This window comes from Olivibacter sitiensis DSM 17696 (assembly GCF_000427965.1).
In the GTDB taxonomy this organism is placed as follows: Bacteria; Bacteroidota; Bacteroidia; order Sphingobacteriales; family Sphingobacteriaceae; genus Olivibacter; species Olivibacter sitiensis.
The window spans coordinates 1-13677 of record NZ_ATZA01000067.1 but is presented as its reverse complement, the minus strand read 5'-3'; the positions used below and the strand labels follow the sequence as shown (position 1 = coordinate 13677).

Below are 13677 nucleotides of genomic sequence, written 5' to 3'. Positions count from 1 at the left end.
GCTTTGTAATAAATGTTCGACAAACTATCCCAGGGAAGCAGATGAGCTAACTTAACCCAACGGTTTTCTGGGTTAAGATGACGATCAAAAGGAGACTCAAATCCCTCAATAATGAGCTGATTCGGACTGCTATAAATAGGGCTAGGTGCACGCCTTTTTGATGCTTTTTTCATAAATCCTTGCACTTGACAACCTAAAAATAACTATAATTCATTGGTTAACAAAACGAATAGAGTTTTTCAGCAGACCCTAAATAGATATAGAACTTTCCTTTTAACTTTCCTAAAGTTTCAAACTTTAGGAAAGTTCTACATCTAATAACTTTAGGAAACTTTAGAGGAAACAATAGCCCCAAGCTCATTGTTAGACTTCATTATGCCCAAAGCGAAATAAAGAATGAAGTTGATCCTCTTATTGCTATTTATGCCATATTCCGCAAAACAAGACAGTATACCGAAAGAACTACTCCTATACGGTGAGAACAAACAAATCCCAAACGTCATTAAAAGTAATGTATTGACAGCGCTCTCCCATTATCCCGAGCTGAAGGACGCGAACATTGAATTTGTCTTCAAGCAAAAAATGAAGAAGTCGATCATGGATGCACAACCTGTCTTTGCTACCTTGTTGAAAAAGAAAAAAAACAGGAAATACCGTATCCGTATCAGTGCCTTGATGACGTTTACGCACACGGCCATCCCCATTCATCAAATCCCAGATAGCATCATGATAGGTTGGATAGGTCATGAACTGGGGCACATCATGGACTATGAGCAAAGAAACTTTTTTAGCATGGTTGGTTTCGGAATATCTTATCTTTTTTCTGGCAAATTTATCCAGAAGGCCGAGCGAACGGCAGACAGTTTTGCCGTGGAGCATGGATTGGGCTACTATATCGTAGAGACCAAGTACTACATTCTCGACAATGCAGACCTCCCGCAGGTCTATAAGGACCGGATAGCTCGGCTTTATCTATCCCCTGACGATATATTGGAACAAGTGAAGAAACTGGAAGAAAAGAAAGAAGAAGGCGAACTCTGATTGGTTTATTAGTTGATCAGTCATTGGTTTATTGGTCGATTAGGCATTAGTTTATTAGCCATATGGAAGTGTCCGGGCAGCTTTAGTCTTTCCGCCTTATACCTTCTATCCCTATACCTTTTTCTGGCCTCTAGTCTCTTTGCGTTAGTCTTTCAGCTTTCTTTTCGCTTTTTACCTTTTACTTTTTACTTTTGCTACATGCAAGACCCAAAAACATTGACGGCTGTTGCCGAATTTCATAACACTTTTAAACATCCCATTCTAGAGCAACCCACCATACCGGACGAAGGTCGTTGTGCGTTGCGTGTCTCCCTGATTGCCGAGGAACTCAAGGAGCTCGAAGAAGGAATCAAAAACAAAGATATTGTGGAGATTGCCGATGCCTTGGCGGATATCCAATATGTGCTTTCTGGAGCCATCCTGGAATTCGGTCTTGGTGAAAAGTTCAAGGAGTTATTTGATGAAGTGCAGCGCAGCAATATGAGCAAGGCCTGTAGGAATCTAGAAGAGGCCGAGGCGACTGTAGCTTATTACAAAAATGAAAGAGGTGTAGATAGCTTCTATGAGCAAGCAGGCGATCTGTACCTGGTCTACAGAACAGGAGATCGAAAGACCTTGAAAAACATCAATTACTCCCCTGCCAACCTCAGGGATATCATCGAAAAATAGCAGCATGAAAAGTGTAGCCGTTTTTTGTGCCTCTAGTATAGGCCATGATCCTATCTATGCGGAGCAATCCGTGGCTTTGGGTCATTTCCTCGCCTCGCAAGGCGTAAAGTTGGTGTACGGTGGCGGTCAGGTAGGTCTCATGGGGATCTTGGCCAATGCCGTATTGCAACAAGGTGGTCAGGCCATAGGTGTTATTCCCGGGTTTTTGGACACCAAGGAGATTGGTCATACTGGACTCACCCAACTGCACGTAGTGGAAAACATGCACGAACGCAAAAAGTTGATGCACGACCTGTCCGACGGCTTCATAGCCCTACCAGGTGGTTTCGGCACCTTGGAAGAGCTCTTCGAAATATTGACCTGGGCGCAACTTGGATTGCACAAAAAACCGATAGGCATACTCAATAGCAATGGCTTTTACGATAAGCTGATCGATTTCATGAACAATATGACCGAACAGGGATTGCTAAAAAAGGAAAATCTGGATATGCTACTCGTGAGTGATACCATATCAGATCTTTGGGAAAAGATGCAGAATTACGTGGCGCCATCCGTACCGAAGTGGATAGCGAACAAGTCGCAATTGTAGTTAAATTCCTAATTATTTATAAAATTTATCTTCAGCCCATTTTGCTGGATTATTAATAATATAATTTGAAATGTTATAAAAGGCCTTTTCATTGCGTATGATGTGCTCATAATAGTTGCGTTGCCAAATAGGTGTTGATAAGTCTATCTTTGGAGCTCCGCTGCTAATTGGCGATTCGCCCGTACTGATAAGCCTTTTTATCCTTTTGGTAGTGGCTCCTTTATAGCCTCTTATAATAGCTCCAATTGTTTTAGATGGGCTTTTAAATTTATTTTCTTCTTTCGGCGTAGTGGAGGGTGGTTCGCCGGAATCATTTATAATCAAAATACCGTGGACGTGATTGGGCATGATGACAAATGCACCTAAAGATATGTTAGGTCTAATTTCAAGTGTGTTTTCCCATTCGTCATGCGCTATTAATCCGTATTCGTTCAAAATCATTTTACCATTTACAATTTCACCAAAAAGATGTGCTCTCTTTTGACAACATAACGTAATAAAGTACGCTCCTGTTTGTGCATAATCATATCCTTTTAATCGGATGGAACGACGGTGATGTATGTTAGGGTTAAAGGACATGTCTTCCAAATATAATGAAAATCTAAAAAGCACCGTTAAAACCTTATGCCACAAAAATGATAAAGATCAAGTATCGGCTATCAATTCTTTTTCCTAATTTTAGATCATGAAGAACCTGACCGTCGTTATACTTTTGTTGTTTCATATGAAAGCTGTTGTTGCACAAACAAATGAAAGCCCCCTTTTGGTCGATATCTTTTCGAAGAATCAGCATCCCATCTTCCAAAAAGTTATTAACGCACCTGAGAAATATAAGGTACAGATCATCTACACACAGATTGATCGGGATGAAAACAATATCCCCTATTTCAAAAATCATAATTTCTATTTGGATAGCACCCATTATTTCAACCCCGCCTCAACGGTGAAGCTGCCAGCTGCCTTGCTCGCGTTGGAAAAGCTGCATCATTTGCCGGATGACATCACCAAAGATACCTGGCTGCGAATAGACAGTGCCCATGCTCCCCAAACGGGCTTTATACAGGATGAGAATGCCCCCGAGAAGAAACCCACGATAGCGCATCTTATCAAAAGAGCATTTTTGGTTAGCGAAAATGAACCCTACAATAGGCTTTACGAGTTTGTAGGACAAAAAGAACTGAACAAAAGGTTATGGGAAATGGGTTATGTAGATGCCCGTATAATTCGTCGATTTGCATCATTCACGGAAGAACAGAACAGGTACACCAACCCTTTCGTCTTTCTGGATGAACATGGTGATGCCTTATATGAGCAGCCTATGGAGAAAAATGACCTGAATTTTCATTTTAGGATTTATCCACTTATCGGAAAGGCCCACTACCAAGGAGGCAAACTCGTACAAGGTGGCATGGATTTTACACGGGCAAACAACCTGCCATTGTACGATCTGCAGCAAGTACTACAGTCTGTTCTTTTTCCTGAGTCTGTACCGGACAATCAGCGTTTTAATCTATCGGAAGAAGATTATCGGTTTATATATCAATACTTGTCGCAGTTTCCCGGAGAAACCAACTATCCAAAATACGACGCTACGGATTTTCACCCCAGCTATGCCAAATTTTTCTTCAAGGACAGTACGCATCATGAATTACCCACCGGCGTAAGGGTATTCAACAAGGTGGGCTGGGCATATGGATTCCTGACGGACGCGTCATATGTGGCTGACTTTGAAAACGAGGTGGAGTTCATGTTATCAGCTACCGTTTATGTGAACGAGGACGAGATTTTGAACGATGGCAAATATGAATATGAGGAAATAGGGCATCCTTTTCTCTACCAATTGGGACAGAGCATCTATCAATATGAAATAGCGAGGAAAAGAAAATACCTGCCCGATTTAAATCGTTTTAAAGTGACCTACGAAAAACGAAAGCAAGACAACAGACCTACTTTAAGAGAAAAAGAAGTGGATAATTAAAACTTGATGTTAAACTAGCCAAAATTGAAGTATTAAAAACAAATTTTGCATTTCTTGAAATGCAAGAACGAAATAAAATCGATCTGCGAGCAGTAAAAGAAAAAAAAATAGTTCAAGAAAAAAGGTGATATTTATTCCATTCCAGGCACTACCTAGAAAAAAGCCTTTGATATGAATGCAATAAAAGAAATCCCAATCGAAGCTAGGAGAACGATATTCTTCCAGCTCTACCACAGCCTATTTCCTTCCGTTGCCGCCTATATTGCCAAGCGTGGCGGAAATTTTGAACAAGCCAAGGATATTTTTCAGGATGCATTGATTATTTATCATGAAAAAACAAACCTCCGTTCGCTCGTGATAGAGCGCGATGAAGCCTATATCTTCGGCATCTGCAAACACCTATGGTCAAAGTACTCCAAAGACAATAGATCATTCACGGGACTCACAAACCTAGATATGGAGGAAAAAGACGAGAAATCACAACTTTCCGAAAAGAAGTTGCTGGGGCTGCTCCTTGCCTCGGGCAAAAAATGCATGGATCTGCTGAAAAGCTTTTATTACGACAAGCTGTCGATGGAGCAAATCGCCGAAACTTTTGGCTTTTCGGGTACACGTTCTGCCACTGTCCAAAAGTTCAAGTGCCTGGAAAAAATAAGAAATACCGTAAAAGAGAAATCATTGAGCTATGAGTCCTTTCTTGAATAATATACAGCAAATAGAATATTATCTCTTGGGAGGGAATAATCCAGGAGATAATCTTATCATTGATGCAAAAAGGATTATTGATACTGATTTACAGAATGATATAAAAATACAGGAAAAAATATATCGTTTTACGAAAGCATACGGAAGGCAACAGCTCCGATTGGAAATTGAAAGCGTCCACCAAGAATTGTTCAGTCAACAGAAACATGTAGCCTTCAGGGAGCGTGTGCTCCGCCTGTTCAGAAAATAGGCTTATAAACCACAAAGGATAGTTAAGGCTTCATGTCCTTAATTACTTAATGGTTCAGAACAAAACCAGGAAGAAGTGAAGGACAAATCCATGCTTACATATGATTCATGATCAACAAACAAATCAGATGAAAAATATAAAAAAAGAATTTGAGCTATATGCCACTAAACATCAACGTATTTCTACCTCTTTAGTAAAGCAGTACATGAACTGCACCAGTATGTCCATGACACCCTATATCACGGAAGAACGTCAGTTGAACGTTTCCCAAATGGATGTATTTTCCAGGCTCATGGTAGACCGCATCATCTTTCTGGGGCAAGCGGTAGACGACCAGGTGGCCAATATATTGCAGGCGCAGCTGTTGTTCCTGCAATCGGTAGACACCAAGCAGGACATATCGCTTTATATCAACTCGCCCGGCGGCATTGTCTATGCAGGGCTGGGCATATACGACACCATGCAGTACATTGGTCCGGATGTGGCCACGATATGCACGGGCACTGCCCTATCCATGGCCTCCGTGCTGCTTTGTGCCGGTGCGAAAGGTAAACGTTCTGCACTCAAACATGCCCGCATCATGGTTCATCAAGCCTCTGGAGGAACGCAAGGCACGGCCGCAGACATGGAAATCAGTCTTAAAGAAACGTTGAAAGTACAAAAAGAACTCTATGACATCATTGCCCATCACAGCGGCCAATCCTACGACACCATCAACGAAGCGGCACAGCGCGACTTTTGGATGACTGCCGAGGAAGCCAAAAGCTTCGGCATGATAGACGATGTGTTGCAATAAAAATGACATATCTTCATAATCTGCACATAATGGTGCATCTGCAATATGTATATCAATTAAGGTTGTATTCCCCATGTTTTGTTTGGCTTATCGCCCATAACAAGTTCTAAGGTGCCTCCTGCCTCAAGTACTTCATGAGTAAACCAAGGCTTGTTGAGTGTAACGCCATTAAGCTTTGCACTTTGTATATATTTATTTATGGGAGAAGCTCCCTTTGCCCTAAGGGTGAATGTCTTTCCATTTTGGAGCTTTATGGAAACTTTAGAAAATATAGGGCTGCCGATAGTATAAACTGGCAAACCTGGAGTTACAGGATAAAAACCCATTGAGGAAAACACCACAAAAGCAGTCATCCCTCCTCCATCTTCATCGCCGGGTATACCCCATATATTATCCTTAAACCAAACATCCAAAAGAAAACGCACGCGCTTTTGAGTCTTCCAGGGTGCATCGGTAAAATTATAAAGATAAGGTATATGAAAACTTGGCTCGTTGCCCATTGAATACTGCCCAACATTTCCGGTGGCGTCAGGCATTTTTGCCCAAAAAGAATATTTGCTGCGTCCCAGTCCCTCACGGAAAAGCCTATCAAGTTTCTTTTCAAATTTCTCTTTGCCTCCCATAAGTCCCATCAATCCGTTTATATCGTGCTGTACTTGCCAAAGATAGGTCCATCCATTATTCTCGTCATAGTAATCACGGGCTCCCATTCCGCCATCAAATTTAGGATCGATGGGAATCCAATGGCCATCTTTGTCTTTGGGCATAAACATGCCGGCAACCGGATCCCAAAGATTCCTATAGTTCAACGCCTTTAAAGAGAAGGTATGGGCATCGTCGGATTTTCCGAGATCGGTAGCAAATTGGGAGAGGGCCCAGTCATCATAACTAGCTCCCAAAGTAACCGCCACTGCCTGACGCTTCTCAAAAGAATGAACCATGGTATCCGTTTCTTTTTCATTGGGCCATAGTGCCGGCATATAGCCATGAGCATGATAAAAATCGTCAAGGGGACCTTTAGGGCCATTTTTCCAAGGCAACAAAGTGGCCTGAGTGGAATTTTTATACATTCCTTCATATGCTTTCTGAATATCAAATCCACGAATGCCTTTTCTATAGTTGTCCAGTATCATAATAGAGGAATGAAATCCATTCATACAGGCGTGATCTCCAAAGAGCACGGGGAATGTCGGGATCCAACCACTTTGGAGGTACATTTCCACATACGAATTAACTATATCAGATTCCATCGAAGGGTCAAGGATCGCACGTAATGGATGATGTGCAAGATAGGTATCCCACGTCCAGTCATCTACATAAAAAGGCCTGGAAGATTCATGAACTTTGTTGTCAAAACCACTGTAATATTGCCCGTCTTCTGTAACGTTTACCATACGCTCATAGCATCGATACAATGAAGAATAGAACGTCCTTCGCTGCGCTTCAGTACCACCGCTAACCTGTATTTTCCCAATTGCTTTTGCCCATTCGCCCTGAGCCGATGATTTCATTTTGGAAAAATCCCTGCCCGTAAACTCATTGTGAAAATTTTTCTTTGCCTGCTCTGCACTAATAAACGAAATAGCATATCTGAAATCTATCGGATCTGATGAGGAATTGCTAAAGGTAAGCCAGACTTTTGCATTACGCCCAGTGGCAACGCGTGAAGTATCTATGACATTGCCGTTTACCGAACCAGCGGCCGACACCGGGGTAAACGATCCATAAAAATAAACCTTTATATTTTCGTGATACGTTTCATATCCACGTATCTCGTTTGACGAAAGTATTTCGAACTTGCTGTCACTTTTATTATAAGTGCCAAAAAGTAAATTCTTAGGTCCATCACCGGAAAATGAAAATCGATAATAACCCGCTTTTTCTCCTGGGACAAATTCAACTGTTATATCTTCATCAACGAGGTAAGTAGAAAGATACCACGGGCGGGTAATTTCAAGATCGTGATCGTATGTCAATTTTCGCTCCCAGTCTGGAATGGAAATATTACCACTCACGGGCTTAACACTTACTACTTCTCCCAAACGATGTGATACAATACTGAGTGGAAAACTAGAGATTTGGTCGTCTAGATAATCAGTACGCATAGGAAAAGCACGTACCATCTGGTTTGGTAAGTGAACTGTTGGGCGTGTAGGCTGAAGCAATAATGGGGCATTTCCAATGGTGGGGTCGATATACTTCAGGTTGTCTTTACCATTATCAACCTGTGCCGATAACGAAACATAACATAAACAGAGAATAAGTATAATATTGTAAACTAAGAGATTTTTTGATTTCATAAAAATGGGGATGCGTATGCCGAATATAGGAACAAAATATTTTCAGCAAATTTTTCTTAAATATAATCGAAAACAGGCGTATTTAAATTACACAATAGGAATACTTATTTCAAGCTAATATTGACAATGACGGGCCAATGATCGGAAGGCACAATATCTGGCTCTTTGTAGGTCCAATCAATCAAACGAGAATCAACGGACCAATGTCCCGTTACAAAAATGTGATCGATCTGGTTATCGCCTGTTGGATTAATCAACCAACTATTACCGGTGACCCTTAGTTCGGGCGATTTAGCCGCCGCAATATTCCAGCTCTCTTCCAAAAGAGAAGAGTTGTTCAAAGTAGCATACGGGGCCGACGTCTGGTTGCAGTTTAAATCTCCGGTAAGGATACCTGGATCATCGCCCATTTTTAGCTGCATTTGTTCTAAAATCAAGTCTGCGCTGTTTTGCCTGGCAACAGACCCCTCTTGGTCGAAATGTGTATTAAATACCCATAACTTTTTAGACGTTCCTTTGTCCTGCAACTGCACCCAGGTGCATATCCTTTTATGAGCTGCGTCCCAAGATGGGCCTGTAGACGTCGACGGCGCACCGGGCGAAAGCCAAAAAGTGCCACTGCTCAATAAGGTAAATTGAGCATTACGGTAAAAAATCGCACAATACTCTGACGTGCTGCTGTTACCGTCTCGGCCTGTACCTACCATCGAATATCCCGAAAGATCGCTGCTCATATCGCTCAATTGGTTGCCGAGGGCCTCCTGTACACTCAATATATCACAATTATTGCCCAGTATTCGCTCCTTTATAAGTGGACGTCGAACAGACCATGATCGGTTTCAGGGATCGGGCGCATCATAACGAATATTATAGGTCATGACAACATATTTACCGTCAGATTTGAGCGTAGGCTGCACTACTTGTGGGGCTTCTGTCTTTTTGGAACATGCAAAAGAAGTAAACAACAAGCTCACTATCATACATATTGAAAAATTTATCAGTATATTTTTCATCTTGTTTATAAATCAGTTTTAAACTTGAATATGCTAATTATCTACCAATCTGGATTTTGGTAAAGATTGGGGTTTGCCACTCTATCCGCCTGAGGAATGGGGTAATAATACAACTTGTCATCCCACTTTCTGGATATCTCTGTCATCCACGTCAGCTCTCCTGAATTTCCATTTTTTAATTTTTGTGAATTCACCTTACCGCTTAACGTTTCGGAAACATCCACATAAGTAACCCCAGCTATTGCAGGGTTCGGTTTGTCACCTTGATAAAACGCCACGTCCAACACGCCATCTTCGTTAAGATCCATAGGAGTCACCAGTTCGGGTACATAAAACCCGTTCCATGTCATTTGCATCAGTTCTCCTCGCTTCCATCGCAAGATATCACTGAAGCGAAATCCCTCAAGGCTCAGTTCGATACCACGTTCTCTTCTCACTTCAAGTATCACCGGGTCGGAAATTCCTGGAAAATAGTTTGTTACCAGGTACGAATCGACCAGCGTAGGCTTCGTGCTCAAACCATTGGTAATCCCCGCCCTGGCTCTCAGTACTCCCACTGTCTGCGCCCATTCAGCATCAGTTAGCGTTCCAAGCTCGGCCTTAGCCTCTGCGAAGTTCAACAGTACTTCTGCATAACGAAAAAGGGATATAGAATTGATGTTAAGTGCACCAGAATCATAGAATGTATCATCGAGTGTCCATTTTATTGGCTGATAACCCGTAAAGGTATAGGTAAATAAAGGAGGAGCAGCCACCTGATTACCCCCACTAATCCGTTTATAGTCGCCAAGGCGAATCGTTTGCTTGAGCCGCAGGTCCCTGTTCTTGACCTCATCTTTAAAAAGCATAGTAGGCCATTCAGGATTGTCGGTAAATGGTGTTCCGTCCAGATTCAGGTACGTATTGATAAAGGTTCTGATAAAACTAGCTTTGGCACCATAGGTCCCACTTGTCCACCACCAATTTGCATCATTATAAACACCCAAGCTGGCGTCACAAATCGAAGCGAGCATCACTTCGTTGGCAATAGGAGTCGGATTGGTAAATACGAGCCGATAGGAACTTCCCGCTCCACCGGTATTATTAATGGAGTATCCACCATTCGTCATGACTTCCTGGGCCGCATCAGCCGCCTCTTGTAGCCAGGCATCTGCGGTCCCTTCTAGGTTTAGCTCAGTATGATACTTCCGAAATGTCCCTTCAAACAAACAAATTCGCGATTTAAGGGCATAAGCAACGTATTTGGTAACTGTGCTACGTGTGGCGTCGTTGGTGGTTTTTATGTTTTCACAGGCGTAGTTAAGATCGGCCAATACGGAGTCTAGTACCAGGGTTCGCGGATCCTGCGGGTTGTATAAGGCCGGGTCGTTTATATCCAGCGGCTTACCCATCCACGGCACATCACCAAAGCGTTTCACTTTCTCGAAATAAAAATATGCCCTAAAAAAACGCGCAATGCCGATATAATTTTTCCGTACGTCAATGGGTACCTTTGGATCGGTACAGTTGACAATAAAGTAATTGATATTCCGCAGGTCAGTCCATGTCCAGCCTGAACTTTGACTTGGTGCAAAGGCATTTTCCTGGATAAAAGTAGGAACCGTTTTTACCGCAAGGTAGTCCGACATGGCATCGAGCGTAGTGTTAGTACCAGGCAAAATGGTATAAAATGAATTGGCAAATAATTGCAATCCGTTCTCACTGCCAAAAACTGCCGATTTAGATGCCGTAGATTGAGGTTCCTGGTCAAGGGGTTCACATGCTGCAAAAGCGGCACAGATACACACAGCTAAGAAATATTTTATTTTATTCATGATCTTTCTTCTATTTTTTTAATACGATAGGCTTATTCCAAATGAGAAGCTTCTCAACATGGGATAATTATTACCATCTCCAAAAGTGCCCCCTGTTGTCGCATCGGAGGCAACCGTATTTTCGACATCCAATGTCTTTGATATTTTATAAAGCGGCGAGTAGGACCACAGATTTTCTCCCGATAGGTATACCCTGGCGCTGCTGGCTTTAATTTTGGATACGAGCGTATGGGGGATATTATACCCCAATTGGATATTTTTCATGCGGATATAGGCCACATTTTGCAAGTATTTGGTTTGAACAGCAAGTTCCCGAGCCGTAGAGCTCGAGGCCGCCCGTCCAACGAGCCTGGGCAGGTAGGCATCTGTATTCTCGGGTGTCCACATGTTGCCAATATGCCAGGCCGGAATATTGTTATACGGCCTGTTGTACTGGCCCCAAAAGAACCCAGCTTCAGTACTGGGATACCACTGTTGCTTCCCTACACCCTGAAAGAAAGTAGAAAAGAAAAAGCCATTCCAATCTGCACCCAAGGTAATTCCGTAGGTATATCGCGGTGCACTGTTTCCTATTATTTTGCGATCTCCAGGATCATCTACCGTATTCTGGCCAATATTAATAAAGTCATCCCCATTGAGATCACGGAGCTTAATATCACCGGGATACCAAATTCCCGTGGGAGATGCACGCATAAATGGACTTTGCTTAGCATGGCTGTCAATGTCATCCTGATCGATAAAGAATCCTTCCGTTTCGTACCCCCATATCTCACCTATGGTCTGCCCCACATAATAGTCCGTTATCAATTTGTTGGGATTGTTGTACTTGGTAATCTTAGACTTATTGTCGGCAAGGGTAACTCTCATGTTATAACCGAAAGGCTTATTCGTTCCTATCTTATCTTGCCAGTTGATGGACAATTCCCAACCAGTAGTACGCAGGTCGGCATAATTTCCTTTCGGAACTGTGGCACCGAATACGGCAGGAGCGGTAAGGCCTACGGTGAACATATCTGTGGTATTGCGTATGTAAGCATCACCGGTAAAGGATAGTCTGTTTGACAAAATGCTCAGGTCAAGACCAAGATTCGCTGTCGTAGCCTTTTCCCAGGTGAGGCCTTCGGGAAGTACGCTTGGCCGTGAAGTGCGCTGCGGACGGACACCTCCAAGAATAAGGCTTGATTGGGAAATGACAAAATTTTCCTGAAACATATATGAGCCTATATTCCCGTTTCCAAGTGAGCCATAAGATGCCCTGAGCTTCAAATCGGAAACCACATCTGGCGAAACGTGCCAGAAACTTTCATTGTTAATCCGCCATCCAGCAGAGACTGATGGGAAGAAACCGAAGCGTTGATTGGAAGGGAACTTTGAAGAACCGTCGTAACGTGCATTTACCTCAAGCAAATAGCGGTCTTCAAACGAATAATTGAGCCTGGAAAAACCGCCCAGGATGTTCCAGCGTTCATAGCCACCTGTGGGGGTAATAGCCTGTCCGAGGGCCAGATTAATATCTGTAGCATCTTCAAAAATCAGCCCATTGCGTTGTGCAGCAAGCCGTTGGTACGTCGATTGCTCATAATTCAATCCAGCTAGTATTTTAACACTGTGTTTATCTAAAAACAGATTTTCATATTCACCGTAAATGTTTGTAGCGATGTATTTGGTTTCCCGCTTGTCGAACATCAGATCGTTGGTAGCCGTTCCAACATAAGCAGTTTCTCCCGCCACCGTGCTATAGGGAACCTGCACGCGCTTTTGCTCTATGTTTTCATTGGTATTCCGGAAGGTAAAATCACCATTTATGCGAAGCTTATTGTCAAAGAAATTGGTTGCAATGCCCGTGGTGTTTCTAAAAATCTGCTTCTTGGTATCTATGCCGTTTTTGCCATAATAAAAATCGCCTACGGTATAGGCCCCGGCAAATGTAATACTGCCGTCTGGATTGAGCATCGTTGCACTTGGATGGCCCTCGTCGGCCAAATTTCTCCAAATGCCTCCTCCCTCTCCCACGTTGATTGGATTGTGGTAGGACATTAAAGAATAGTCGGCATTGTTATCCACCCGAAGCCATGGGAATAGCTGAATGGAGCCCTTCGCCCGAAAATTATTCATATCATAATCGTCCGAATTGTATCGGAACAAACCGTCCTGCTGATTATACCTTGCAGAAACCAAAAAAGAAGAATACTCGCCACTACCGGCTATGGAAATATTATTGTCGGTTGAACCATTTGATTTCTTATCACTACTGACCGACAAAAAATAATTTAAGGAGCTGCCATATCTGGCAAGCTCCTTTTTTCATATTTTGGTTTTACGACAAACTAAAAATATGAGTGATAAAAATACAGAAAAGAAATTAGTCGGTCAGCCAATCTTCAAACAATTATTAGGTTTTATTCCAAGGAACAAATTTGAGATGCTTGTGAGCAAGCACCGGTCTGACCGCTATTACAAGACCTTTGATTCATGGACACAACTCATGACGATGCTGTTCGGAATATTCAGCCGATGTGATT

General features: G+C 42.5%; 14 protein-coding genes. 8 read left to right on the top strand and 6 right to left on the bottom strand.

The genetic code is table 11. From position 1 onward, the window contains the following. The first annotated feature begins 396 nt into the window (after nt 1-396). The 3 genes from A37S_RS0121280 (at nt 397) to A37S_RS0121270 (ending at nt 2299) form a co-directional block, all read left to right on the top strand. Nucleotides 397-1041 carry a hypothetical protein gene (locus A37S_RS0121280; protein WP_211229839.1) on the top strand — a complete coding sequence of 215 codons (645 nt, stop codon included), beginning with the start codon at nt 397-399 and terminating at the stop codon, nt 1039-1041. A 198-nt stretch (nt 1042-1239) separates the two neighbouring features. After that, nucleotides 1240-1710, top strand: coding sequence for a pyrophosphohydrolase domain-containing protein (locus A37S_RS0121275; RefSeq protein WP_028298711.1), 471 nt, complete (start codon nt 1240-1242; stop codon nt 1708-1710). 4 nt (nt 1711-1714) lie between these two features. Then, nucleotides 1715-2299, top strand: a complete 585-nt coding sequence (locus A37S_RS0121270; protein WP_028298710.1) for an LOG family protein — start codon at nt 1715-1717, stop codon at nt 2297-2299. Between the two features lie 12 nt (nt 2300-2311). Here A37S_RS0121270 and A37S_RS0121265 read toward each other — a convergent pair whose 3' ends face one another. Next, complete coding sequence (locus tag A37S_RS0121265) at nt 2312-2878, bottom strand: transposase (RefSeq protein ID WP_028298709.1); 567 nt, start codon at nt 2876-2878, stop codon at nt 2312-2314. Between the two features lie 106 nt (nt 2879-2984). Between A37S_RS0121265 and A37S_RS25655 the strand changes: the two genes are divergently transcribed. The 4 genes from A37S_RS25655 to A37S_RS0121245 all read left to right on the top strand — a co-directional run bounded on the left by A37S_RS25655 (nt 2985) and on the right by A37S_RS0121245 (nt 6028). Continuing rightward, nucleotides 2985-4277, top strand: coding sequence for a serine hydrolase (locus A37S_RS25655; RefSeq protein ID WP_211229838.1), 1293 nt, complete (start codon nt 2985-2987; stop codon nt 4275-4277). Between the two features lie 171 nt (nt 4278-4448). Next, nucleotides 4449-4982 carry an RNA polymerase sigma factor gene (locus A37S_RS0121255; RefSeq protein WP_028298708.1) on the top strand — a complete coding sequence of 178 codons (534 nt, stop codon included), beginning with the start codon at nt 4449-4451 and terminating at the stop codon, nt 4980-4982. Continuing rightward, complete coding sequence (locus tag A37S_RS0121250) at nt 4963-5232, top strand: hypothetical protein (RefSeq protein ID WP_028298707.1); 270 nt, start codon at nt 4963-4965, stop codon at nt 5230-5232. Before A37S_RS0121255 ends, A37S_RS0121250 begins: the two co-directional genes overlap by 20 nt. 127 nt (nt 5233-5359) lie before the next feature. Further along, entirely contained in the window at nt 5360-6028 is a 669-nt protein-coding gene (locus A37S_RS0121245; protein WP_028298706.1) for an ATP-dependent Clp protease proteolytic subunit, read from the top strand. 56 nt (nt 6029-6084) lie between these two features. Here the strand turns inward: A37S_RS0121245 and A37S_RS0121240 are convergent, their stop codons facing one another. The 5 genes from A37S_RS0121240 to A37S_RS25645 form a co-directional block, all read right to left on the bottom strand. Further along, the gene (locus A37S_RS0121240; protein ID WP_028298705.1) at nt 6085-8328 is read right to left on the bottom strand and encodes a GH92 family glycosyl hydrolase; all 2244 of its coding nucleotides are present in this window, start codon (nt 8326-8328) and stop codon (nt 6085-6087) included. Nucleotides 8329-8432: 104 nt separating this feature from the next. After that, complete coding sequence (locus tag A37S_RS25650) at nt 8433-9125, bottom strand: endonuclease/exonuclease/phosphatase family protein (protein ID WP_425414416.1); 693 nt, start codon at nt 9123-9125, stop codon at nt 8433-8435. Nucleotides 9126-9167: 42 nt separating this feature from the next. Next, nucleotides 9168-9308 carry a hypothetical protein gene (locus A37S_RS27300; RefSeq protein WP_169719546.1) on the bottom strand — a complete coding sequence of 47 codons (141 nt, stop codon included), beginning with the start codon at nt 9306-9308 and terminating at the stop codon, nt 9168-9170. Between the two features lie 74 nt (nt 9309-9382). Beyond that, on the bottom strand, nt 9383-11155 hold the full coding sequence (locus A37S_RS0121230; RefSeq protein ID WP_028298704.1) for a RagB/SusD family nutrient uptake outer membrane protein: 1773 nt from the start codon (nt 11153-11155) through the stop codon (nt 9383-9385). A gap of 18 nt (nt 11156-11173) precedes the next feature. Next, nucleotides 11174-13417 carry a SusC/RagA family TonB-linked outer membrane protein gene (locus A37S_RS25645; protein WP_084164002.1) on the bottom strand — a complete coding sequence of 748 codons (2244 nt, stop codon included), beginning with the start codon at nt 13415-13417 and terminating at the stop codon, nt 11174-11176. 73 nt (nt 13418-13490) lie between these two features. Here A37S_RS25645 and A37S_RS25640 point away from each other — a divergent pair. Next, nucleotides 13491-13677 (top strand): DUF4372 domain-containing protein (locus A37S_RS25640; RefSeq protein ID WP_036603688.1); only part of this gene is annotated, 187 nt, incomplete at its 3' end.